This window comes from Variovorax sp. GW823-FHT04B03, assembly GCF_058796495.1.
In genome coordinates this window covers 89566-112239 of sequence record NZ_JBXAIT010000006.1, presented here as the reverse complement: position 1 = coordinate 112239, position 22674 = coordinate 89566, and the positions used below count along the sequence as shown (strand labels likewise).

General features: G+C 70.2%; 20 protein-coding genes. 8 read left to right on the top strand and 12 right to left on the bottom strand.

The window, feature by feature from the left end; all coding sequences use genetic code 11:
• Positions 1-32 precede the first annotated feature (32 nt).
• The 9 genes from AC1RAD_RS24495 to AC1RAD_RS24455 form a co-directional block, all read right to left on the bottom strand.
• The gene (locus AC1RAD_RS24495) at positions 33-1592 is read right to left on the bottom strand and encodes a long-chain-fatty-acid--CoA ligase (RefSeq protein WP_492737675.1); all 1560 of its coding nucleotides are present in this window, start codon (positions 1590-1592) and stop codon (positions 33-35) included.
• A gap of 28 nt (positions 1593-1620) precedes the next feature.
• Positions 1621-3198, bottom strand: a complete 1578-nt coding sequence (locus AC1RAD_RS24490; protein ID WP_492737673.1) for an acyl-CoA synthetase — start codon at positions 3196-3198, stop codon at positions 1621-1623.
• A 73-nt stretch (positions 3199-3271) separates the two neighbouring features.
• Positions 3272-4375, bottom strand: coding sequence for a CaiB/BaiF CoA transferase family protein (locus AC1RAD_RS24485; RefSeq protein ID WP_095746855.1), 1104 nt, complete (start codon positions 4373-4375; stop codon positions 3272-3274).
• Positions 4376-4481: 106 nt separating this feature from the next.
• On the bottom strand, positions 4482-5309 hold the full coding sequence (locus tag AC1RAD_RS24480) for an enoyl-CoA hydratase/isomerase family protein (RefSeq protein WP_492737671.1): 828 nt from the start codon (positions 5307-5309) through the stop codon (positions 4482-4484).
• Positions 5310-5326: 17 nt separating this feature from the next.
• Positions 5327-6106, bottom strand: coding sequence for an enoyl-CoA hydratase-related protein (locus AC1RAD_RS24475; RefSeq protein ID WP_492737669.1), 780 nt, complete (start codon positions 6104-6106; stop codon positions 5327-5329).
• Complete coding sequence (locus AC1RAD_RS24470) at positions 6103-7617, bottom strand: acetyl-CoA acetyltransferase (RefSeq protein WP_492737667.1); 1515 nt, start codon at positions 7615-7617, stop codon at positions 6103-6105. The genes AC1RAD_RS24475 and AC1RAD_RS24470 overlap by 4 nt, the downstream gene beginning before the upstream one ends.
• Positions 7618-7621: 4 nt before the next feature.
• Positions 7622-8773 carry an acyl-CoA dehydrogenase family protein gene (locus AC1RAD_RS24465; RefSeq protein WP_492737665.1) on the bottom strand — a complete coding sequence of 384 codons (1152 nt, stop codon included), beginning with the start codon at positions 8771-8773 and terminating at the stop codon, positions 7622-7624.
• 12 nt (positions 8774-8785) lie between these two features.
• Positions 8786-9988, bottom strand: a complete 1203-nt coding sequence (locus AC1RAD_RS24460; RefSeq protein WP_307696413.1) for an acyl-CoA dehydrogenase family protein — start codon at positions 9986-9988, stop codon at positions 8786-8788.
• A 149-nt stretch (positions 9989-10137) separates the two neighbouring features.
• Positions 10138-11007, bottom strand: a complete 870-nt coding sequence (locus AC1RAD_RS24455) for a UDP-2,3-diacylglucosamine diphosphatase (RefSeq protein WP_062482079.1) — start codon at positions 11005-11007, stop codon at positions 10138-10140.
• A gap of 94 nt (positions 11008-11101) precedes the next feature.
• Here AC1RAD_RS24455 and AC1RAD_RS24450 point away from each other — a divergent pair, with 94 nt between their 5' ends.
• Positions 11102-12853, top strand: a complete 1752-nt coding sequence (locus AC1RAD_RS24450) for a lysoplasmalogenase family protein (protein WP_492737663.1) — start codon at positions 11102-11104, stop codon at positions 12851-12853.
• Positions 12854-12868: 15 nt separating this feature from the next.
• Here AC1RAD_RS24450 and AC1RAD_RS24445 read toward each other — a convergent pair whose 3' ends face one another.
• From AC1RAD_RS24445 to ruvB, 3 genes are all read right to left on the bottom strand, one after another.
• Positions 12869-13936, bottom strand: a complete 1068-nt coding sequence (locus tag AC1RAD_RS24445) for a hypothetical protein (RefSeq protein WP_492737662.1) — start codon at positions 13934-13936, stop codon at positions 12869-12871.
• A 119-nt stretch (positions 13937-14055) separates the two neighbouring features.
• Entirely contained in the window at positions 14056-15015 is a 960-nt protein-coding gene (gene dmeF, locus AC1RAD_RS24440) for a CDF family Co(II)/Ni(II) efflux transporter DmeF (protein ID WP_159279394.1), read from the bottom strand.
• Positions 15016-15025: 10 nt separating this feature from the next.
• On the bottom strand, positions 15026-16090 hold the full coding sequence (ruvB, locus tag AC1RAD_RS24435; protein WP_492737660.1) for a Holliday junction branch migration DNA helicase RuvB: 1065 nt from the start codon (positions 16088-16090) through the stop codon (positions 15026-15028).
• 86 nt (positions 16091-16176) lie between these two features.
• On the opposite strand from ruvB, the gene AC1RAD_RS24430 reads away from it, so the two are divergent.
• The 7 genes from AC1RAD_RS24430 to AC1RAD_RS24400 all read left to right on the top strand — a co-directional run bounded on the left by AC1RAD_RS24430 (position 16177) and on the right by AC1RAD_RS24400 (position 22658).
• Positions 16177-16791, top strand: a complete 615-nt coding sequence (locus tag AC1RAD_RS24430; protein ID WP_095947964.1) for a CDP-alcohol phosphatidyltransferase family protein — start codon at positions 16177-16179, stop codon at positions 16789-16791.
• 38 nt (positions 16792-16829) lie between these two features.
• Positions 16830-18596 (top strand): bifunctional alpha/beta hydrolase/class I SAM-dependent methyltransferase, encoded by a 1767-nt coding sequence (locus AC1RAD_RS24425; RefSeq protein ID WP_492737658.1) that lies wholly within the window; start codon positions 16830-16832, stop codon positions 18594-18596.
• The gene (locus AC1RAD_RS24420) at positions 18593-19933 is read left to right on the top strand and encodes a phosphatase PAP2/dual specificity phosphatase family protein (protein WP_492737656.1); all 1341 of its coding nucleotides are present in this window, start codon (positions 18593-18595) and stop codon (positions 19931-19933) included. Before AC1RAD_RS24425 ends, AC1RAD_RS24420 begins: the two co-directional genes overlap by 4 nt.
• Positions 19926-20366, top strand: a complete 441-nt coding sequence (locus AC1RAD_RS24415) for a hypothetical protein (RefSeq protein WP_062482724.1) — start codon at positions 19926-19928, stop codon at positions 20364-20366. Before AC1RAD_RS24420 ends, AC1RAD_RS24415 begins: the two co-directional genes overlap by 8 nt.
• Before the next feature lie 62 nt (positions 20367-20428).
• Positions 20429-21094, top strand: coding sequence for a lysophospholipid acyltransferase family protein (locus tag AC1RAD_RS24410; RefSeq protein WP_101491258.1), 666 nt, complete (start codon positions 20429-20431; stop codon positions 21092-21094).
• A gap of 5 nt (positions 21095-21099) precedes the next feature.
• Entirely contained in the window at positions 21100-22047 is a 948-nt protein-coding gene (locus tag AC1RAD_RS24405) for a phosphatidate cytidylyltransferase (RefSeq protein WP_172438312.1), read from the top strand.
• Positions 22044-22658: a YdeI/OmpD-associated family protein gene (locus AC1RAD_RS24400; protein WP_492737654.1), complete on the top strand. Its 615-nt coding sequence runs from the start codon at positions 22044-22046 to the stop codon at positions 22656-22658. The genes AC1RAD_RS24405 and AC1RAD_RS24400 overlap by 4 nt, the downstream gene beginning before the upstream one ends.
• Positions 22659-22674: the final 16 nt, after the last annotated feature.

Below are 22674 nucleotides of genomic sequence, written 5' to 3'. Positions count from 1 at the left end.
TCCTTCAGTGTCTTGGAATGAGGGGAATGGGGTCAGCCGACGCGGCGTTCCTTGCCGGCCCAGAAGGGTTCACGCAATTGGAATTTCTGCAGCTTGCCGGCGGCCGACAGCGGCAGCGCATCGCGGAACTCCACGCTGCGCGGGCACTTGTAGTTGGCGATCTGGTCGCGGCAATGGGCGATGACGTCGTCGGCCGTGAGCGGCATGCCTTCGCGCAGCACGATCACGGCATGCACGCGCTCGCCCCACTTGTCGTCGGGCACGCCGATGACGGCGGACATGAGCACCTGCGGCATCTGGGCGATGGCGTTCTCGACCTCGGCCGAGTACACGTTCTCGCCGCCGCTCACGATCATGTCCTTCATGCGGTCGACCACGAACAGCAGGCCGTGCTCGTCCATGTAGCCGCCGTCGCCGGTGTGCATCCAGCCACCGCGCAGCGCGGCCTCGGTCTCGGCGGGCTTGTTCCAGTAGCCCTTCATGACCATCGGGCCGCGCGCGACGATCTCGCCGACCTGGCCGGGGGACAGCTCGTTGTCCTCGCTGTCGACGATGCGGATCTCTGCCACGGGCACCGGCGTGCCGGCCGCGCGCAGCAGGCGGTTGCGGTCGGGGCCGGGCAGATGGAAGTGCGGCATCAGCACGGCGACAGTGGGCGACAGCTCGGTCATGCCGTAGGCCTGCGAGAAGCTCGTGGCGGGCAGCGCGGCCATGGCCTGCTCGAGCAGCGCCACGTCGATCGGCGCGGCGCCGTACAGCAGCATCTGCAGGCTCGACAGGTCGAACTCGGCAAAGCGCGGGTGCTCGATCACGCGCTTGATCATGGTGGGCACCAGGAACATCTCGGTGGCGCGCGCGGCCTGGATGGCCTGCAGGATCGCCACCTCGTCGAACATCGGCACCACGTGCTGGGGCACCAGCCGCAGGATGCTCTGCAGCGACAGCCCGCAGCCGGCCACGTGGAACATGGGCACGGCGATGACCACGGCGGCGTTGCGCGTCTCGCGCGGCACCGCGGCCACCGAACTCAGCGCGTTGATGTAGAGGCTGCCATGCGTGAGCATCACGCCCTTGGGCCGCCCGGTGGTGCCGCCGGTGTACATGATGGCGGCCAGCTCGTCGGCGCTGTGCGGCGCATCGTCGATGGGCTGCGCGTCGGCCAGGAGCGCCTCGTAGCCGACCATGCCCTCGGGCACGGAGCCGTCGCCGCAGTACACCACGGTGCGCAGCGAGGTCGAGAGCTTGCGCAGCTCGCCGGCCATGGGCGCGAACAGGTCGTCCACCAGCAGGATGCGCGTGTCGCAGTCGTCCAGCGAGTAGGCGACCTCCTTCGGGTTCCAGCGGATGTTCACCGGGTTGATGACGCCGCCGCCCCACCAGGTGCCGAAGAAGAACTCGACGAAGCGGTGCGAGTTCAGGCTCATCATGCCGACGCGGCCGCCGCGCGCCATGCCGAGCTGCTGCAGCACGGCGCCCAGGCGCGCCACGCGGTCGGTGAGGGTCGCGAAGTCCAGGCGCTGGCCGCCGCAGACCACGGCGGTCTCGCGGGCCTTCTCGCGGCGGCCCTTGTGCAGGGGCTGGGTGAGGAACATGGTGTCGTCTCCTTGGTGGTTTTTTTCGTCAGGCAACCCGGCGTGCGTGGCCGGCCCAGTGCGGCTCGCGCAGGCGGTACTTCATGACCTTGCCGGCGCCCGAGATCGGCAGCGCGTCGACGAACGCGACGCTGCGCGGGCACTTGTAGCCGGCGATCAGTTCGCGGCAGTGGGCGATGAGCGCGTCGGCATCGGCATCGCTGCCCGGCTTGCGCACCACCACCGCATGCACGGCCTCGCCCCAGCGCTCGTCGGGCACGCCGATGACGGCGGCGGCTGCCACGACGGGGTGGCGCGCGAGTGCGCCCTCGACCTCGGCGCAGTAGATGTTCTCGCCGCCGCTCACGATCATGTCCTTGTAGCGGTCGACGATGAAGACGAAGCCGTCGTCGTCCATGCGGGCGGCGTCGCCGGTGTGCATCCAGCCGTCGCGCAGCGCGGCGGCCGTCTGCTCGGGCAGGTTCCAGTAGCCCTGCATCACGCACGGGCTGCGCACGGTGAGTTCGCCGACGGTGCCGCGCGGCACCTCGCGGCCGTCGCTGTCACACACGCGCAGGTCGATGCCCGAGAGCGCCTGCCCGGCCGAGGCCAGCTTGCCGAGCTTGCGGCCTTCGGGCGAGTGGTAGTGGCGCGTGAGGTAGCTCACGCCGGCCGACAGCTCGGTCATGCCGTAGCCCTGCGCGAACTCGGCCTGCGGGAAGGTGGCGAAGGCGCGCTCCAGCAGCGCCTCGGTGATGGGCGAGGCGCCGTAGCCCACGAAGCGCACGCTCGACAGGTCGGCCTGCGCGGTGCGCGGGTCGTCCACCAGCATCTGCAGCATGGCGGGCACGGCCATGAGGTTGGTGGCGCGGTCGCGTTCGATGGCGGCGAGCATGCCGTCCACCGAGAAGCCCGGCAGGATGATCTGCGCGCAGCCCATGAGCACGCCGCGCAGCAGGAAAGACAGCCCCGCCAGGTGAAAGAGCGGCGCCACCTGCAGCAGCCGCGCGCTGTCGTCGAAGAAGGCGCCGAGCATCGACACCTGCGCATTGATCACCAGCGCCGCGTGGCTGAGCATCACGCCCTTGGGCCGGCCGGTGGTGCCGCCGGTGTAGAACACGCCGGCCAGGTCGTCGCCGCCGCGCAGTGCGTCGGGCACGGGCTCGCTCTCGCGGACCAGCGCTTCGCAATCGGTCATGCCCGTGGGCGCCTGGCGCTCGCCCATGTAGACCCAGGTGGTGACGACGCGCGCGGCGGCGCGCAGTTCGTCCGCCGTCGCCAGGAACTGGTCGTCGACGAACAGGATGTGCGTCGCGCAGTCGTCGAGCGAATGCGCCATCTCGGCCACGCTCCAGCGCGTGTTGACCGGGTTGACCACGCCGCCGGCCCACCACACGGCCAGGTAGTACTCCAGCGTGCGGTCGGCGTTGAGCGCAAGCACGCCCACGCGGTCGCCGGGCTGCATGCCCAGGCGGCGCAGCCCGCCCGCCAGGCGCGCGACGCGCTCGCCGAGTTCGCCGTACGTGCGCGTGCGGCCCTGGAACACGGTGGCGACGGCGCGCGGGCTGCACTGCATGGCGCGGTGCAGGGCCTGCGTGAGGTACAGCGGCGGTGGCGTGGTGGGCATGGACAAGGCTCCTGTCGGTGCGGTGCGGAAATGCCATGCATGCGCGAACGCGCATGCCCGGAAAACAAGGACGTCAGCGTGCTTCGGCCACGGGCGCTGCCGCGCCCCAGCGCTTGAGCAGCGCGGGCCCGTCGTCGGGCGACACGGCCGGCGGAACGACCGGCGCGGTGCGGCTGAAGCGCGGCGCGGGCGCGGGCTGCACCACGCCGCCCACGGTGGCGAAGGTGCCGCGCGCCACGTTGTGCGGGTGCTGCGGGGCTTCGTCCCAGTCGAGCACGGGCGCGAAGCAGGCGTCGCTGCCTTCGAGCAGCACGCACCACTCGTCGCGCGTGCGGGTGCGGAACACGTCGGCCAGGCGCAGCTTGAGCAGCGGCCAGCGGTCGGCGTCCATCTGGGCGTCGAAGGCGGGGTCGTCGACCAGGCCGCAGCGCTCGCGCAGCAGGGCGTAGAACTGCGGCTCGATGGAACCGATGGCCACGTACTTGCCGTCGGCGCAGGCGTAGGTGTCGTAGAAGTGGGCGCCGCCGTCGAGCAGGTTCTCGCCGCGCTGGTTGCTCCACTGGCCGGCCGACTTGAAGCCGTACATCATGGCCGACAGCAACGCAGCGCCGTCGGTCATGGCGGCGTCGACCACCTGGCCCTGGCCCGAGGCCTTGACCTCGTGCAGCGCAGCCAGCAGGCCGAAGGCCAGCAGCATGGCGCCGCCGCCGAAGTCGCCCACGTAGTTCAGCGGCGGCACGGGCGCCTCGCCCGAGCGGCCGATGGCGTGCAGCGCGCCGCTGATGGCGATGTAGTTGATGTCGTGGCCGGCCGCGTGCGCCAGCGGGCCGTGCTGGCCCCAGCCGGTCATGCGGCCGTAGACCAGGCGCGGGTTGCGCGCCAGGCATTCGGTCGGGCCCAGGCCCAGGCGTTCCATCACGCCGGGGCGGAAGCCCTCGATGAGGATGTCGGCGCGCGCGATGGCGTCGAGCACCGGCGCGGCGGCGTCGGGGGCGCGCAGGTCGACCTCCCAGGTGCTGCGCCCGCGCGCGAGGATGTCGTGGGGGTCGCGCCGCGTGCCGGGGCGCGCGATGCGCAGCACCTCCGCGCCCATGTCGGCGAACAGCATCGCGCAAAAGGGGCCGGGGCCGATGCCGGCCATCTCGACGACCCGAAGTCCTTTCAGGGGTCCTGCCATGTGTGTCTCCTCTGGCGCGCACCCGGCGGCCTGTTGTGTGAAGGCATCTTGGCGCGCGGGCGCCGCCGTCGCATCGTCGGAAGCGACGAAAGCGCGGAAAGACCGTTCAACGCCCCGTGAAGACGGGCGCGCGCTTGGCCGCAAAGGCGGCGGCGGCCTCGCGGAAATCCTCGGTTTTCAGCGCCAGCACCTGGGCGCGGTTCTCCACCTCGAGCGCGGCATCGAGGCTCGGTGCTTCGAGGTTGGCCCACATGAGCTGCTTGGTGTGGCGCGTGGCGTAGGGGCTGTTGCGCAGCACGTCGGCGGCCAGGGCGAGCGCGCGCGGCAGCAGGGCTTCGTCGTCGACCAGCGCGGCGACGAGGCCGATGCGCTCGGCCTCGTCGGCCGGCACGGGGCGGCCCGTGAGCATGAGCTCGAAGGCGCGCGAGGCGCCCACCAGGCGCGGCAGGTGGTAGCTGATGCCGCACTCGCCGGCCGTGAGGCCGATGCGCACCGCGCCCACATGGAACGACGCCGAGCGCGCGGCCACGCGGATGTCGGCGCCCAGCGTGAGCGCAAAGCCCGCACCCACGGCCACGCCGTTGACGGCGGCGATCACCACCTTGTCGAGCGCGCGCAGCCGCCGCACCATGCCGGCGAACAGCTCCTGCCCCGCCATCAGGTCGGCCACCGAGGGCTCGCCGTCGAGCGGCTGGTCGTCGCGGCGCGTGAGCGGCGTCGTGAGGTCCCAGCCGGCGCAGAAGCCGCGACCCGCGCCGGTGAGCACCAGCACGCGCACGCTGTCGTCCTGCGCCAGTGCGTCGAGCGCGGCGCACAGGCGCCGCACGGTGGGCTGGCTCAGTGCGTTGAGGCGCGCGGGGCGGTTCAGCGTGAGCAGTGCGATGCCTGCGCGGCTGCGGTCGAGGAGGATGTCGTCTGCTTCGCTGTCGGACATGGCGGCCTCTTCCTTGTTCAGCGACCAGTCCAACGCGGCGCGCGCTTTTCGATGAAGGCGCGCGGGCCTTCCTTGAAGTCTTCGCTCGCGGCCACGCGCTCGAAGGCGTCGCGCGTGAGGGCGCGCAGCGCGGCCTCGTCGAGCCCGCTGTTCGCCTCGCGCACCACGCGCAGGCTCTGGCGCACCGCCACGGGGCCGTTGCGCGCGATCTCGGCGGCCAGCACCAGCGCGGCTTCGCGCAGCGCGTCCACATCGGCCACGAGGCGGTTGACCAGGCCGAAGCCATGCGCGCGCTCGGCATCGAGCTGGCCGGCCGTGAGGATCAGTTCGAGCGCGATGTTGGGCGGAATGGCGCGCGGCAGCCGGTACAGCCCGCCCGCCGCGGCGATCAGCCCGCGCAGCACCTCGGGCAGGCCGAAGGCGGCCTGCCGCACGGCCACGACGAGGTCGCAGGCCAGCACGAGCTCGGTGCCGCCGGCCAGCGCCTTGCCGTTGACGGAGGCGATCCACGGCTTGCTGCGCTCGCGGTACACGAAGCCCGCGAAGCCGCCGCGCTCGGTGCGCAGCGCACTGCCGCGCCCGGCCGACACTTCCTTCAGATCGGCGCCCGCGCAGAAGGCTTCGCGGCCGGCGCCGGTGAGCACGACGGCGCGGATGTCGTCGTCGGCCTCGGTGGCATCGACGGCGGCTTCGAGGCCCGACGCCACGTCGCCGTTGACGGCGTTGCGCGCCTCGGGGCGGTCGATGGTGACGAGGGCGACGTGGCCCGGCAGGCGTTCGACGGTGACTGCGCTCATGACACGCTCCAGTTCAAGAGATCGTCCGCACCGGCCGTCACCGTGCCGCTGCAGCCGACAGGGCTGCGGTCGAGGTCGGTCAGCACCTTCAGCGAAGCCGCATCCGTGGCCTCGACGCGCGCCATGAGCCGTTCGCCGGCCGGCGTGCGCGCGATCACGATGCCCTGCGAAGGCTGGCCGTCGCGGCCGTAGACCACGGTGAAAGTCTCCAGCGTGGCGGCGCCCGCGTACTGCAGCACCAGCGGCGGCACCGGGCCGCGCCGCGCATCGGCGGCGGCCTGCACGTCGTAGCCGGGCTTCGGAAGCCCCTGCGGCGGCGGGCTGGAGCCCAGCACCAGCGCGTGGTGCTTGGTGACGTACTCACCCTGTCCGTAGAGCAGCGCCGCCTTGCCCTTCGGCGCGGCGCGCAGTGCGCGCACCAGGCCGGCGGCGGCGTGCGTCATGTAGTCGTTGAGCGGCGCGCCGAAGAAGCTCAGGCCGCCGGTGGAGGTCATGCGCGCCTCGGGCGCCAGGCCCAGCGTGCGGCGCGCCATCTTGGGCACGATGGGGAAGCAGCTGTACAGCTCCAGCATCTCGAAGGCCGAGGCGTCGCCGCCGACCTGCGCGAGCACGGTTTCCATCACCAGGTCCTGCGCGTGCGAGCGGTGGTACTGGTCGCGCTGCAGGTAGTCGCGCGGCTCGCGCGCGGCAGCGCCGTCCCACACATAGACCCAGCGGTCTTCGGGAATGCCGAGTTCGCGCGCATGGCCCACGCTGGTGAGCAGCACGGCCGCGCCCATGTTGACCAGCGGGTTGGCCACCATGTGCTTGGTGTAGGGCCAGGCGATGAGGCGGTTGGCCGCGTCGACGCGCGCGATGTCTTCGGGTGTGAAGGGCTTGCGCAGCCAGGCATAGGGGTTGGCGGCGGCCACTTCGGAATAGCGCGCCCACAGGCGCGACGACTCGTCCTGCGCCTGGCGCGGCGTCTGGCCCCAGTGCGCGAGCGCGGCGTTCTCGTAGAACGGGTAGATGGTGGTCGGCATGGCCGCGCCGAGCTGGATCGCCACGGGGTGACAGATGTCGGTGCCGCGCACCAGCTTCACGCTGTCGTCGCGCGGGGTCCAGGCCAGCGGAATGCCGAGCTTGGCGGCGGCGTCCACCGTGTAGCGCGCCTCGGCGCCGGTGATGGCCGCCACCTTGCTCTCGCCGCGCGCGATGCGCAGCGCGGCCTCGTGGATGTAGCGCACCGGCGCTTCGCCGCCGGTGACGCCGTAGACGCTGCGCGCCGGGCTGCAGCCCAGCCGCGCGTTGAGCAACGCGGGCGCGTCGGTGTAGGGCCACGAGTACTCGCAGACGACGTCGAGCGAGTCGAGGTCGGCCAGCAGCGCGGCGGCGCCGCTGTCCTGTGCGGCGGCGCGCATGGCGCGCGCCATCAGCTCGATGGGTTCGAGGCCTTCGGCGGCCTCCTTGGTGCGGTGCGTGATCTCGCCGACGCCGACGATGACCGGCGTGCGGTCGTCCAGTGCTGTCATGGGGTTAGTGCTGTGAGAAGGGTTGTTGTTGCTGCAGCTGCGCCACGCGGCGAAGGTGCCACGCGGGCGGGCCGAACTGGCCTTCGATGAGGGTGGCGCGGCGCACGTAGTGGCCGACGGCGAGTTCTTCGGTCATGCCCATGCCGCCGTGCAGCTGCACCGCGCCCTGCCCCACGGCGCGGCAGGCCTTGGCGACCGCGACCTTGGCGGAGGACACGGCACGTGCGCGCGAGGCCGCATCGGCCCCCGCGGCCAGTGCCTCGCCCACGCTGGCGGTGAGCGCGTCGGCCTGCTCGAGCGCTATGTGCATGTCGGCGAGCCGGTGCTGCAGCACCTGAAAGCTGGAGATCGGCACGCCGAACTGCTTGCGCTGGCGCACGTAGTCGAGCGTGTCGCGCATCAGCCGGCGCAGGATGCCGATGGACTCGGCGCAGACCGCGAGCGTGGCTTCGTCGAGCGCCTGCTCGATCTGCGGCAGCGCAGTGCCTTCGGTGCCGAGCAGCGCGTCGGCGCTCAAGCGCACCGCCTCGAAGGCGATGTCGGCCGCGCGGCCGCCGTCGCGCGTGCGGTAGGCGCGCAGCTGCACGCCGGGCGCGTCCTTGGGCACGACCAGCAACGACAGGCCCTTGTCGCTGCGCGCCGTGACGATGAAATGGCTGGCCCACGGCGCGGCCTGCACCACGGCCTTGCGGCCGTCGAGCCGCAGCCGGCCGTCGGCCTCGCGCACGAGCGTCGTGCGCACATCGTCGCGCGCATGGCGGCCGTGCGGCTCGTCGTGCGCGAAGGCCAGCACGGCCTGCCCCGCGACGACGCGCGCGAGCAGCGCATCGGCCTGCGCGCCCGGATGGCGCTGCAGCAGGCCGGCGCCGATCACCAGCGTGGACACGTAGGGCTCGGCCGCGAGCGCGCCGCCCAGCGTGGGCATCAGCGCAAGGTGCGCGGCCAGGCCGAGGCCCAGCCCGCCCTGCGATTCGGGCAGCGCCGCGCCCAGCAAGCCGAGGTCACTTGCCAGGCCTTGCCAGAACGGCGGCGGCGCATCGTCGGCGGCGGCCAGCGCATGAAGTCGCTGCTCGAAGCCGTGCTGGTCGTCGAGGTAGCGCGCGAGGCTGTCGCGCAGCATCGCGAGGGTGTCGTCTTGTTCGGTGAGGGTGGTCATGAAAAACGGGCCTCAGCGTGATTGCAGCAACTGGGCCGCGATGATGTTGCGCTGCACTTCGTTGGAGCCGGCGTAGATCGACGCGGCGCGGTCGTTGAGGTAGGCGGACATCGAGAACACCGCCTCCTCGGGCACGGCCAGCGCGCCCTGCAGGCTGTCGTCCAACGGCAGGTCGGCCGCCGCGTAGTGCGCGGCAATCTCCACACCGAGTTCCGTCAGGCGCTGGCGCAGCTCGGAGCCCATCACCTTGCCCATCGAGGGCCGGATGCCGTGCGGCTCGCCACGCGCCTGGGCGCGCAGCGACTGCAGCTCGGTGGCCTCGACCGCGTCGATGGCGCAGTCCATCTCGGCCAGGCGCAGCGCCATCTCGCGCGCCTCGTCGGCGGCGGTGTCGCCTGCGGCAGCAAAGGCGCTGTCGGCAGCGGCGCGCAGCCGGCGCAGGCGCGCGCGCAGCATCGGCGCCCAGGCCCCGCCGCGCTCGTGCTGCAGCAGGTACTTGGCCACCGTCCAGCCCTGGTTCTCCTCGCCGATAAGGCCGCTGGCCGGCACGCGCACGTCGTCGAAGAACACCTGGTTGAGCTCGTGGTCGCCCGAGATGCTGATGATCGGGCGGATCGTCAGGCCGGCCTGGGGGATGTCGAAGCACAGGAAGCTGATGCCCTGCTGCGCCTTGCCGCCCGAGGCCGTGCGCACAAGGCAGAACATGCGGTTGGCGTACTGCGCGTGGGTGGTCCAGATCTTGGTGCCGTTGATGACGTAGTCGTCGCCGTCGCGCACCGCCTTGCACTGCAGCGAGGCCAGGTCGGAGCCCGACTGCGGCTCGGAGTAGCCCTGGCACCAGTAGTCCTCGCCCGAGCGGATGCCCGGCAGCCAGGCCTGCTTCTGCGCCTCGGTGCCGAAGGCGATGATCACCGGCGCGACCATGCCGGGCCCCATGGGCGCGCGCGGCGGCGCGTCGGCCGCGGCCAGCTCGCTCGCGAAGAGGTAGTGCTGCATCGGCGTCCAGCCGGTGCCGCCGTGCTCCACCGGCCAGTGCGGCACGCTCCAGCCGCGTTGGGCCAGCACGCGGTGCCAGCGGTTGCCGTCGGCGTAGTCAGTGAAGATGCCGGAGCAGCGACGCCCTGCGGCGCGCAGCTCAGGCGTCAGCTCGCGCGCGAGAAAGTCGCGAACCTCGTCGCGAAACGCGGTCTCCGCCGCGCTGAGGGTCCAGGCCATGGTGTTGTCTCACAGGGTTCACACCCGGCAAGTGTGCGGCGCGCGCGCCGGCGCGGCATCGTCGGATCGGACGAACGTGGGCGCCCCACCATGGCGGTGAGCGCTTTTTTCTTCAGTTCTTCCGTCGGGGCCCGTGCAGGGCCGGACGTTCAGGCCGCGACCGCTTCGCGTGCCGGCACCGCTTGCGTCCCGACGGGCATGTGCTGCGCCCAGTCGATGATCTCGAGCGTGCCGTCGGCATGCTCGGCCAGCGCGGTGAGGCTTTCCACCCAGTCGCCGTCGTTGCAGTACAGGATGCCGTCGATGTCGCGCATCTCGGCGTGGTGGATGTGGCCGCACACCACGCCCTGCGCGCCGCGGTTGCGGGCCTCTCGGGCCACGGCGTTCTCGAAGTCGCCCACGTAGCTCACGGCGCGCTTGACCTTGCCCTTGAGGTACTTCGAAAGCGACCAGTACGGCAGCCCCATGCGCGCGCGCAGCGAGTTGAGGTGGCGGTTGAGCTTGAGCGTGAACTCGTAGAGCGAGTCGCCCACATAGGCCAGCCACTTGGCGCACTGGATCACGCCGTCGAACAGGTCGCCGTGGATGATCCACAGCTTGCGGCCGTCGGCGGTTTCGTGAATCCATTCGTCGGCCACGTCGATGCCGCCGAAGTTGTGGTTCAGGTACTTGCGGGCGAACTCGTCGTGGTTGCCCGGAATGAAGATCACGCGCGTGCCCTTGCGCGCCTTGCGCAGCAGCTTCTGGATCACGTCGTTGTGCGCCTGTGGCCAGTACCAGTGGCGCTTGAGCTGCCAGCCGTCGATGATGTCGCCGACCAGGAACAGGGTCTCGCACTCGGTGTGCTTGAGGAAGTCGAGCAGCGCCCGGGCCTGGCAGCCGGGCGTGCCCAGGTGCAGGTCGGAGATCCAGAGGGTGCGATAGCGCAGCGCCGGACGCGCCGCATCGTCGTCCTCCGGCTCGGGAGGCTGGATCGCGGTGTCGCGCCAGGCGCGAAGGAAAGCGTCGTCGCGTTGCATGGTCCGGCAGGTTCGCAGCCGCGCGTGACCGCACGATGGCGACTCCGTGACATCCCGGTGACGCGTGGCACCGGGGCAACGCCACAATCGGACGATGCGCTCTGGCCAGATCATCGTTCTCGTGTCCCCCGTGTTCTTCCTGCTGATCGCGATCGAGTTCGCGGTCGGCCGCGCGCGTGCCCGGCGCGGCACCGGGCAGGACACCTACCGCCTGGCCGACGCCGTGAACAGCATCGGGCTGGGCATGCTGAGCCAGATCAGCGCGGTGCTCACGGGGCTTCTGCGCATCGGCATCTACACGGCCGTGTATTCGGCGGTGGCGCTCTTTCCGCAAGAGGCGGCGCGCGAGTTCTGGACCACCTGGTACGGCTGGCTGCTGGCGCTGGTGTTCTACGACTTCTGCTACTACTGGCTGCACCGCATGGGCCACGAGTCGGCCGTTCTGTGGGCCGCGCACGTGGTGCACCACCAGAGCCAGCACTACAACCTGTCGACCGCGCTGCGCCAGACCTCGAGCGGCGCGCTGCTGGGCTGGCTCTTCTACCTGCCGATGGCCGTGGCCGGCGTTCCGCCGCTGGTGTTCGTCGTGGTGGCGCTCATCGACCTGCTCTACCAGTTCTGGGTCCACACCGAACAGGTCGGCAAGCTGGGCTGGTTCGACCGCTGGTTCTGCTCGCCCTCGAACCACCGCGTGCACCACGCGGTGAACGACACGTATCTGGACCGCAACTACGGCGGCGTGCTGATCGTGTGGGACCGCCTCTTCGGCACCTTCCGCGAGGAGGACGAGCGCTGCGTATACGGCACGCGCGGCGAGCTGAAAAGCTGGGACCCGCTGTGGGCCAACGCCGAGGTCTACTGGGCGCTCGCGAAGGATTCATGGCACGCGCGCCGCTGGTCCGACAAGCTGCGCGTGTGGTTCAAGCCGCCCGGCTGGCGCCCCGACGACGTGGCGGCGCGCTACCCGAAGCCCGCCTTCGACATCGCGAAAGTCACGCGCTACGAGCCCGTGGTGAGCCAGGGCGTGCAGTGGTTCGCGGGCCTGCAGTTCCTCGCGCTGCTGGCCGGCGTGACGGTGTTCCTCTGGTACTCCGACGCCGTGCCGCTGCCGCAGGCCGCCGTCTGGCTGGCCGCGCTCACGGCCGGGCTGTGGGCCGTGGGCGCAGTGCTGCAGGGCCGGCTGTCGGTCACCGAGGTGCTGCTGGTCGAGGCCGCCGCGCTGGCCACGGCGAGCGCGGCCTTGGGCATCGGCTGGCTGCACCTCCTCTTCAAGCCATTGGCGCTGGGGATCGCCATCGCCTTCGCGGCCCGCCGCGCGCAACGCCAGCCCGGCGGCCTCACGCGCTTCGATGCACTGCTGCTGACCGGCCTGGTCTTCTCGCTCGCGGGCGACGTGCTGCTGATGGGGCCGGCCAACCTCTTCGTGCCCGGGCTCGTGTGCTTCCTGCTCGCGCACCTGGCGTACATCGCGCTGTTCCGCATCGGCGTCGGGCTGTTCCCGCGGCCCCGCGCGCTGGCAGCCACCTTGCTGATCGGCGCGGGCATGTACGCCTTCCTGTGGCAGGGCGGCCTGCCGGTGGCGCTGCGCATTCCGGTCGGCTTCTACGTGGTGGTGATCGCCTGCATGGCGGCGCAGGCCATCGGGCGTGCGGCGGTGCTGCGTTCAAGCGACCCGGCCGCGCTGTGGGTGGCTGTGGGCGCCTGCTTCTTCATGCTGAGCGACGCGCTGCTGGCGATCAACCGCTTCGTGTCGCCGCTGCCGCTGGCGTCGCTGTGGGTGCTGGCGACGTACTACACGGCGCAGATGCTGATCGTGCGGCATGCGAAATCTCCTCGAAGTGGGTAGATTTCGCTCGCCCTATCAGAAGCGACCATCTGTTGCATTGCGGCGCAAGGGAAGCCGATGTGCGTTTTTTCCGGCGTTCGGATCGCAGTCCAGAATCGACTCCACGGCGGCGACTGGCCCCGTCGTCGAGGTCTCGCGCAAGTCGAGTGGCCGCTCGAGCTGACGCTTGCGGCAAGCGTCCTCAGCCTCTTTCTCTCGGCGCCGCTTCTCCACCAGTTCCGCCACTTTTTCGTGGTCGATATCGACGACCCAGCGACCTTCCTTCGTGCGACGCCAGCTGGCAAAGGTGTTGAACCACGGCGTCCAGGCATCGTTGAGGGGAGATGCATCGTCGTAGAGCAGTGGATCCAACTTGGTGAACGGCATCGTTTCACCGTCTTTGTCGACGACGGTGAGAGCGCCTTTTTTCTCCCCTGATGAGAACAGATAGGAGAACCAAGCTGCCGTGCTGTTGTCAGGCGACACCGAAACGATTTCGTCCAGATCGAAATCCACCCCGGGAATCGATTGAAGCGGCAGCAACTGAATCTGGAGCGAGCGCTCATCGAGAATTCGCCCCGTGTATGGCGGCGCTCTTCCATTCGTCAGCTCATGCGTTCTGGCGTCGTGAACAAACCAACGGCCCGCATCGAGTCGGGTGGTGGCAATTCCGTTGGCGATCCATGCGTTCGGTATCGCCCTTGCCGTGGTCGGAAGCGGAGTGACCGCAACCGAACCATCCGATGCTTCCTTGAGGAAATAGAAGTTGGAAGCACTGCTCACAAGCCATGTTGGATGGGGGCCCGCCAAACGTGCTTCGATCGCGATGAACCGACCTGTCTCATCAGGCGCCTTCACCTCCTTCGGGAAAAGGCGGCCATGGCGGACGATGAGGTACGAGGGATCGGCCGGACGCAAGTAGCCGGTGAAATCCACGTACTGGAACTGGAAATTGCCGATGCGCTCTTCAGGCGAATCCTTGCGGACGCTGCAGCCCGAAAGGCTGAAAAGAAACATGGCGCCGAGAACGACCCAGGTGCTGTTTCGTGACTTGCGCGCTTTTCCGATGCCTGTCCTGGCGCAAGAAGCATCAAGGAAGCTCATGCAGCGCCGCCGATTTGCGTTCGCTCACGGCAAACGGGTCCACGTGAATTTCTGAAGCAAGCCGGAGCCATCGTTCTCATGGATAGACAGGAGATGGCTGCAACAGCGGAACCCTTCCTCTACTCAGCGCAGCGCTGGATCTCCACCGTCGAGTGCCGGATCTCCTCGTGCATCGAGAAGCACGCCCGCACCTGATCCGCCGTGAGCGTGGCCGAATGCGTCACCACCGTGAGCGCGCAGGCGTACGCATCGCGGCCGACGCGCCAGACGTGCAGGTCGGCCACGCGGGTTTCGGAATCGGCCAGCATCGTCTCGACGCCTTCGCGGATTTCGGCGGTGACGGGGTGGTCCATCTCGCGGTCGAGCAGGACCTTGCCGGTTTCCTTCAGCAAGCCCTTGGCCCAGACGGCGACGAGCACGGCGCCGACGATGCCCATGGCCGGGTCGAGCCAGGACCAGCCGTAGAACCAGCCGCCCAGCAGCGCCGCGATGGCGAGCACCGAGGTGGCGGCGTCGGCCACCACGTGCAGGTAGGCGGAGCGCAGGTTGAGGTCGTGGCCGTGTGCGTGGTCGTGGCCGTGGTGGTGGTCATGGCCGTGCCCGTGGTCATGGCCGTGATGGTCATGCGAATGCCCCAAGAGCCGCGCGCAGACCAGGTTCACCACCAGGCCCAGCACCGCGATCGAGATGGCCTCGGGGTAGTGGATGGCCACGGGCGACCACAGCCGCTCCAGCGAACCCACCACCATGAGCGCGGCGACGCCGAGCAGCAGCAGCGCGCTCGCGAAGCCGCCGAGCACCTCGATCTTCCAGGTGCCGAAGGCAAAGCGCGGGTCGCGGGCGTAGCGCCGCGCGGCGGCGTAGGCAAAGGCGCTCAGGCCGATGGCCAGCGCGTGCGAACTCATGTGCCAGCCGTCGGCCAAAAGCGCCATGGAGTTGAACCACCAGCCGGCGCCGATCTCGACCACCATCATGGCGGCGGTGATCCACATCACGAGGCGGGTGCTGCGTTCGGCGGCGGCATTGCCGGCGCCGAAGTGGTGGTCGTGCTGCCAGGCGCTCAGGTCGTGGGTGTGCATGGTTTTCTCTTCAGGCGCCGAACAGGTCCGAGCCGTCGGCGCGGCCCGAGGGCGGCACCACGCCCAGGTGGCGGTAGGCCGCGAGCGTGGCGATTCGCCCGCGCGGCGTGCGTTGCAGGTAGCCCTGCTGGATGAGGTAGGGCTCGATCACGTCTTCGATGGTGTCGCGCTCTTCGCCGATGCTGGCGGCCACGTTGTCCAGGCCGACCGGACCGCCGTCGAAGCGGTGGATGACGGCCTCGAGCAGCTTGCGGTCCATGAGGTCGAAGCCCTGCGGGTCGACGTCGAGCATGGCCAGCGCCTTGTGCGCGATGTCCTCGGTGATGCGGCCGTTGCCCTTGACCTCGGCGTAGTCGCGCACGCGGCGCAGCAGGCGGTTGGCGATGCGGGGCGTGCCGCGCGAACGGCGCGCGATCTCGAAGCCGCCGGCAGCGTCGGTCTCGACCTTGAGCAGGCCCGCGCTGCGGCGCACGATGAGCGCCAGCTCCTCGGGCGTGTAGAACTCCAGCCGCGCCACGATGCCGAAGCGGTCGCGCAGCGGGTTGGTCAGCATGCCGGCGCGGGTGGTGGCGCCCACCAGCGTGAAGGGCTGCAGGTCGAGCTTGATGCTGCGCGCCGCGGGGCCCTCGCCGATCATGATGTCGATCTGGTAGTCCTCCAGCGCGGGGTACAGGATTTCCTCGACGACCGGGCTCAGGCGGTGGATCTCGTCGATGAAGAGCACGTCGTTGGGCTCGAGGTTGGTCAGCAGCGCCGCCAGGTCCTTGGGCTTTTCGAGCACGGGGCCCGAGGTCTGGCGCAGGTTGACGCCCAGTTCGGCCGCGATGATGTGCGACAGCGTGGTCTTGCCCAGGCCCGGCGGGCCGAACAGCAGCACATGGTCGAGCGCCTCTTTGCGCTTGCGCGCGGCGCCGATGAAGATCTCGAGCTGCTCGCGCACCTTGGCCTGGCCGACGTACTCGTCGAGCAGCTTGGGCCGCAGGGCCCGCTCGATCGCCTCCTCGTTGGGCGAGGTGGGGGCGGCGGACACCACGCGTTGCGGGGCGGGGGCGAAATCGTCGGTCTGGATGGTCATTTGGAATGGGGCTGCGGCGATGAGTTTAGTCCTTGGCCACACTGGCAGAATGCTTGGAGAACATAACAAGAGAGGGAAGTCAGAACGTGTCCATCTACGAACTGAAACCGCGTTTCCAGGCCTTGCTGCGGCCGCTCGTGGTCCGGCTGCATGCGATGGGCGTGACGGCCAACCAGGTGACGCTGGCGGCCTGCGCGGTGTCGGTCGGGCTCGGGCTCTGGCTGTTCTTCGCCGCCCCCTCGCTGGCGGCCTTCGGCCTGATCCCCGCCTGGATGTTCCTGCGCATGGCCTTCAACGCCATCGACGGCATGCTGGCGCGCGAACACCACCAGCAAAGCCGGCTGGGCGCCTTCCTCAACGAACTCACCGACGTGGTCTCCGACGCCGCGCTCTACCTGCCCTTCGCGCTGGTGGCGCCGTTCGCGCCGTTCTGGGTCGGCACGGTGATCGTGCTGGCCGGGCTGAGCGAATTCGCCGGCGCGCTGGGCCCGACGGTGGGCGCCTCGCGCCGCTACGACGGACCGATGGGCAAGAGCGACCGGGCCTTCGTGTTCGGCGCGCTCGGGTTGTATGTCGCCCTCGGCGGGCCGCTGCCGGGCTGGACCGCCCTGCTGATGCCGCTCTTGGCCGCGCTGGTGGCCTGGACGGTCGTCAACCGCATCCGCCGCGCCCTGGCCGAGGCCGAGGCGCCTGCCGCCTGAAACAACCCCATACAAATAAATAAAGAAGACCCTTCTTCATGACCCTTTCCACACCCCGCGTCGCCGCCGAACACCACTTCCGCACGCACGACGGCGAATCGCTGTTCTACCGCCACTGGCCGGCCACGGGCGCCGCGCGGCGCGGCGCCGTGCTGCTGTTCCACCGCGGCCACGAGCACGGCGCGCGCATGGCGCACCTGGTGGACGAGCTGGACCTGCCCGACTTCGACTTCTTCGCCTGGGACGCGCGCGGCCACGGCCTGTCGCCGGGCCAGCGCGGCTACAGCCCCAGCTTCGGCACCTCGGTGCGCGACGTGCAGACCTTCGTGCAGCACATCGCCGCCGCCCACGGCGTGCCCGAGCACGACATCCACGTGGTGGCGCAGAGCGTGGGCGCGGTGCTGATCGCCACCTGGGCGCACGACTACGCGCCCAAGGTGCGTGGCCTCACGCTGGCCTCGCCGGCCTTCAAGGTCAAGCTCTACGTGCCGTTCGCGCGGCCGGGGCTGGCGCTCATGCACAAGCTGCGCGGGCTGTTCTTCGTGAACAGCTACGTGAAGCCGAAGTTCCTCACGCACGACCCCGCGCGCATCGAGAGCTATAAGAACGACCCGCTGATCTCGCGCCCGATCGCCGTCAACATCCTGCTGGGCCTGTACGAGGCGGCCGACCGCGTGGTGGCCGACGCCAACGCGATCACGCTGCCGGTGCAGCTGCTCATCTCGGGCGCCGACTGGGTGGTGCACCACAAGCCGCAGCACCAGTTCTTCGATCGGCTGGGCAGCGCGGTGAAGACGAAGACGGTGCTGCCGGGCTTCTTCCACGACACGCTGGGCGAGAAAGACCGGGCGCCCGCGGTGGCGTCGATCCGCGAATTCATCCTGCAGCGCTTCGACGAGCCGGCCGTGCCGGTCGACCTGCGCGAGGCGCACCTGCGCGGCAACACCGCCGACGAATCGCGCGCGCTGGCCGAACCACTCTCGCCCCTGTCGCCGCGCGGCGCCTACTGGGCGATCACGCGCGGCGGGCTGCGCGTGGGCGGCGCGCTGTCCAGCGGCATCGCGCTGGGCCACGCCACGGGCTTCGACTCGGGCAGCACGCTCGACTACGTCTACCGCAACCAGCCGCAGGGCAAGGGCGCGCTGGGCCGCTCGGTCGACCGCACCTACCTGGACTCCATCGGCTGGCGCGGCATCCGCCAGCGCAAGATCCACGTGGAAGAGCTGCTGCGCATCGCGATGGAGCGGCTGGTCGAGATGCACCGCGAGGTGCGGCTCATGGACATCGCGGCCGGCCACGGCCGCTACGTGCTCGACGCGGTGCTGGCCAGCCCGGTGAAGGCCAGCTCGATCCTGCTGCGCGACTACAGCGACATCAACGTGCGCGACGGCACGGCCCTGATCGCCGAGAAGGGCCTGGAAGACGTCGCCCAGTTCGTGCAGGCCGACGCCTTCGACCGCATCAGCCTGGCGAGCGTGACGCCGCGGCCCACGCTGGCCGTGGTGTCGGGCCTGTACGAGCTGTTCACCGACAACGAGATGGTGCGCCGCTCGCTGGCGGGCGTGGGCGACGCGGTGGAAGACCGGGGCTACCTGGTCTACACCGGCCAGCCCTGGCACCCGCAGCTCGAAATGATCGCCCGCGCGCTCACCAGCCACCGCCAGGGCGAAGCCTGGGTGATGCGCCGGCGCACGCAGGCCGAGATGGACCAGCTGGTCGAAGAGGCGGGCTTCCGCAAGATCGACCAGCGGGTGGACGAGTGGGGCATCTTCACGGTGTCGCTGGCGGTGCGCGTCGCGCAATGACCGCCCGGCGCGCGCCCCGGCCGTGGAAACGCGCCGCCGCGTGGCTGGTGTTTCTGGGGCCGCTGTTCTATGCGACCTACGGCTTCGCCAACTGGTGGGCCACCACGCGCGCCAGCGTGCCCTCGATGGCCTTCGACTGGGAGCGGCAGGTGCCCTTCTGGGCCTGGACGATCTTTCCGTACTGGACCATCAACGTCTTCTACGCGCTGTCGCTGTTCCTGGCGCGCGACCGCCACACGCTCGACCGGCATGCGCTGCGGCTCGTGAGCGCCACGCTCATCGCCTGCACCTGCTTCATCCTCTGGCCGCTGCACTTCAGCTTCGGCCAGCCGCCGGTGGAGGGCGCGCCGGCCTTCCTGTTCAACGCGCTGCGCGGCTTCGACCAGCCCTACAACCAGGCGCCCTCGCTGCACATCGCGCTGGCCGTGATCCTGTGGGACTGGTACCGGCGCTTCATCCGGCCGCTGTGGGCGCGGCTCGTGCTGCATGTGTGGGCTTTTGCGATCTGCGCCTCGGTGCTCACGACCTGGCAGCACCACTTCATCGACATCCCGACCGGCGCGCTGCTGGGCATCTTCTGCGTGTGGCTGTGGCCGATGGCGCGCCGGGTGTCGATGCTGCGCGCGTGGCGCCTGGCGCGCGATCCGCAGCGGCTGAAGCTCGCGGGCTTCTACGCCGTGGGCGCGGCGCTGTGCCTGTTCGCGGCGCTGGCGACCGGCGGCGTGGCGCTGTGGCTGGCCTGGCCGGCCGCTGCGCTCGCGCTGGTGGCGCTCAATTACCTCGGCTTCGGCGCGCGCGGCTTCCAAATGGACGGCCACGGCCGCATGGGCTGGGCGGCGCGCTGGCTGTTCGCGCCCTACCGCCTGGCCGCGGCCTTCAATGTGTGGCTCTGGACGCGCAAGCTGCCGGCCTCGGTCGAGGTGGTGCCCGGCCTGCGCCTGGGCCGCCGCCCCACGCAGGCCGAATGGCTCGCCGCCGGCCAGCCCCGGCTCGTGAGCCTGTGCGCCGAGCTGCAACTGCCGGTCGGCGTGTCGCCCGACCGTGCGCGCTGCGTGCCGCTGCTCGACCTCGTGGTGCCGCCGCCCGTGCGCCTGCGCCGCGCCGCGGCCGTCATCGAAGGCCAGCGCCGCGCGGCGGCGGCCGACGGTTCGGCCGTGTGGGTCTGCTGCGCGCTGGGCTTCTCGCGCAGCGCCGCCGCCGTGATCGCCTGGCTGGGCCGCGACCACGGCCTGGCACAGGCCGAAGACGCCGTGCGCCGCGCCCGTCCGCAGATCGTGCTGCACGCCGCCTGGCGTACCGCACTCGAACCCCTTGGAACACCTTCGCGCCATGACTGACAACGAACGCGCCACCTGCACCACCCTGGCCGGCCTGCTGCGCGCGGCGGCCATGCTCGCCCTCTGGGGCTTCGCGCTCACCTGCATCGCCGCCCTGGTGCTGGCGCTCACGCTGCGCGGGCTCTCGAACACCGCCATCCTGGCTTTTGCCGCGGTGATGGTGCTGGGCGTGCTCGAACGCTACTTCGCCTTCCGGCTGCGGCTGGACCAGGCGCTGTTCGAAGGCCTGGCCAACGGCCAGATCGCCTCGCTGGGCGCGATGGACAACGCCCTGTCGGTGCTCGGGCTGCGCGACCCGCCGCCGCAGCCCAACGCCCGCGCGCTCGCCGACCGCGTGCAGGGAACCCGCCAACTGATGCAGCGCCACGCCATCGTGATCGCCTGCCAGAACGCGCTCTTCCTGCTCGCCCTCATGACACAGGAACTCGCTTGAACAACGACAACGGCAACAACAAGAACGACAGCAGCAGCGACGACGGCGCCCGGCCAAGCGCCATCGTGCGCCGCGGCCTCGCGGTGGTGGCGGGCCAGCTCATCATCGGCGCGGCCGGCCTCCTGACCGGCGTGCGCGCCATCTGGTCGGGCACCACGCCCAAGGCCGAGCAGACGCTGTACTTCGCCAACCACACCAGCCACGGTGACTTCGTGCTCTTGTGGGCCACGCTGCCCTCCGACCTGCGCGCGCTCACGCGGCCCGTGGCCGGGCAGGACTACTGGGAGGCCTCGAAGCTGCGCAACTTCATCGGCAAGGACGTGTTCAACGCGCTCATGATCCGCCGCGACGGCTCAGGCCAGGGCGGCAACCCGGTCGACCAGATGAAGGAGGCGCTGGAAGGCGGCGACTCGCTCATCATGTTCCCCGAGGGCACGCGCAACACGGGCGACGACATCCTGCTGCCGCTGAAAAGCGGCCTCTTCCACCTGGCACGCGCCTGCCCCACCGTGCGGCTGGTGCCGGTGTGGATCGAGAACCTCAAGCGCGTGCTGCCCAAGGGCACGCTGGTGCCGATCCCGCTGGCCTGCACGGTGCGCTTCGGCGCGCCGATCCGGCTCGAGGAAGGCGAAGACAAGGTCGCCTTCCTTGCCCGCGCACGCACGGCCATGCTCGACCTGCGCCCCGAGTACGACCGCATCGAACAAAACGGAGGGACCGCCTCGTGATCGAAATGTCCCCCTTCGCCTGGACCACCTTCAAGCTCTTCGGCGGCGTCTTCGGCGTGCTCGTGCTGGCCTCGGCCATCGGTGCGCTGCTCAAGTGGCGCGTGGCGCACGGCCAGCCGCACTCGGTGATCGACAACCTCAACTCGCGCGTCAACGCGTGGTGGGTGATGGTGGCGGTGATCGGCCTGGCCTTTGCCTTCGGCAAGGGCGGCGTGATCGTGCTGTTCTACCTGATCTCGTTCTATGCGCTGCGCGAGTTCATCAGCCTGGCCTACACGCGGCGCGGCGACCACGGCGCGATCGCGCTGGCCTTCTTCGTGGCGCTGCCGGGCCAGTACTTCCTGATCTGGATCGACTGGTACGGGCTGTATTCGATCTACATCCCGGTCTACGCCTTCCTGCTGCTGCCGATCTTGGCGGCCGTGGGCGGCGACACGCAGCGCTTCCTGGAGCGCACCTCGAAGATCCAGTGGGGCCTGATGGTGTGCGTGTTCTGCATCAGCCACGTGCCGGCGCTGCTCACGCTGCAGATCCCGGGCTTCGAGGGCCGCAACCTGCTGCTGATCGCCTTCCTGGTGATCGTGGTGCAGGGCAGCGACGTGCTGCAGTATGTGTGGGGCAAGCTCTTCGGCAAGCGCAAGGTGGCGCCCGAGCTGTCGCCGTCGAAGACCTGGGAAGGCCTGATCGGCGGCGTGGCCAGCGCCACCGCCATGGGCGCGGCGCTGTATTGGGCCACGCCCTTCAACCCGTGGCAGGCGGCGCTCATGGCCTTCATGATCTGCCTCTTGGGCTTCTTCGGCGGGCTGGTGATGTCGGCCATCAAGCGCGACCGCGGCGTGAAGGACTGGGGCTCCATGATCGAAGGCCACGGCGGCATGCTCGACCGGCTCGACTCGGTGATCTTCGCGGCGCCGATCTACTTCCACGCGCTGCGCTACTGGTGGGTGCCATGAGCCCGGCGGCGAAGAAGACCGCGGTCAAGACCGACCGCATCGTCGACGACACGCCGCTGGAATGCGCCGACGCCGCCGCGCTGCTGCGTTGGTACAAGAAACACCATGCGAGCCACGCCGGCGTCTGGCTGCGCATCGCGAAGAAGGCCAGCGGAATCGCCTCGGTCGACCACCCCGAGGCGCTGGAGATCGCGCTGTGCTTCGGCTGGATCGACGGCCAGCGCAAGAGCCTGGACGCGCAGTTCTTCCTGCAGCGCTTCACGCCGCGCACCGCGCGCAGCATCTGGTCGAAGATCAACCGCGACAAGGCCCTGAAGCTCATCGACGAGGGCCGCATGCAGCCCGGCGGCCTGGCCGAGGTGGAGCGTGCCCGCGCCGATGGCCGCTGGGAGGCGGCCTACGACGCCCCGAGCGTGGCCACCGTGCCGCCCGACCTGCAGGCCGCGCTCGACGCCAACCGCAAGGCCAAGGCCTTCTTCGCCACGCTCGACGCGCGCAACCGCTTCGCCGTGCTGTTCCGCACGCAGGGCGCGAAGAAGCCCGAGACGCGCGCCCGGCGCATCGCGCAGTTCGTCGAGATGCTCGCCAAGGGCGAGAAGATCCACCCCTGAGCCTGCGCGCTGCGGT

Coding starts and splice junctions, on each gene's coding strand:
- AC1RAD_RS24470 (WP_492737667.1), bottom strand. CDS start 7,617: ATGACAGCACTGGACGACCGCACGCCGGTCATCGTCGGCGTCGGCGAG.
- AC1RAD_RS24405 (WP_172438312.1), top strand. CDS start 21,100: ATGTCCCCCTTCGCCTGGACCACCTTCAAGCTCTTCGGCGGCGTCTTC.
- AC1RAD_RS24415 (WP_062482724.1), top strand. CDS start 19,926: ATGACTGACAACGAACGCGCCACCTGCACCACCCTGGCCGGCCTGCTG.
- AC1RAD_RS24450 (WP_492737663.1), top strand. CDS start 11,102: ATGCGCTCTGGCCAGATCATCGTTCTCGTGTCCCCCGTGTTCTTCCTG.
- AC1RAD_RS24425 (WP_492737658.1), top strand. CDS start 16,830: ATGACCCTTTCCACACCCCGCGTCGCCGCCGAACACCACTTCCGCACG.
- AC1RAD_RS24420 (WP_492737656.1), top strand. CDS start 18,593: ATGACCGCCCGGCGCGCGCCCCGGCCGTGGAAACGCGCCGCCGCGTGG.
- AC1RAD_RS24400 (WP_492737654.1), top strand. CDS start 22,044: ATGAGCCCGGCGGCGAAGAAGACCGCGGTCAAGACCGACCGCATCGTC.
- AC1RAD_RS24475 (WP_492737669.1), bottom strand. CDS start 6,106: ATGAGCGCAGTCACCGTCGAACGCCTGCCGGGCCACGTCGCCCTCGTC.
- AC1RAD_RS24455 (WP_062482079.1), bottom strand. CDS start 11,007: ATGCAACGCGACGACGCTTTCCTTCGCGCCTGGCGCGACACCGCGATC.
- AC1RAD_RS24480 (WP_492737671.1), bottom strand. CDS start 5,309: ATGTCCGACAGCGAAGCAGACGACATCCTCCTCGACCGCAGCCGCGCA.
- AC1RAD_RS24495 (WP_492737675.1), bottom strand. CDS start 1,592: ATGTTCCTCACCCAGCCCCTGCACAAGGGCCGCCGCGAGAAGGCCCGC.
- dmeF (WP_159279394.1), bottom strand. CDS start 15,015: ATGCACACCCACGACCTGAGCGCCTGGCAGCACGACCACCACTTCGGC.
- AC1RAD_RS24485 (WP_095746855.1), bottom strand. CDS start 4,375: ATGGCAGGACCCCTGAAAGGACTTCGGGTCGTCGAGATGGCCGGCATC.
- ruvB (WP_492737660.1), bottom strand. CDS start 16,090: ATGACCATCCAGACCGACGATTTCGCCCCCGCCCCGCAACGCGTGGTG.
- AC1RAD_RS24445 (WP_492737662.1), bottom strand. CDS start 13,936: ATGAGCTTCCTTGATGCTTCTTGCGCCAGGACAGGCATCGGAAAAGCG.
- AC1RAD_RS24490 (WP_492737673.1), bottom strand. CDS start 3,198: ATGCCCACCACGCCACCGCCGCTGTACCTCACGCAGGCCCTGCACCGC.
- AC1RAD_RS24460 (WP_307696413.1), bottom strand. CDS start 9,988: ATGGCCTGGACCCTCAGCGCGGCGGAGACCGCGTTTCGCGACGAGGTT.
- AC1RAD_RS24465 (WP_492737665.1), bottom strand. CDS start 8,773: ATGACCACCCTCACCGAACAAGACGACACCCTCGCGATGCTGCGCGAC.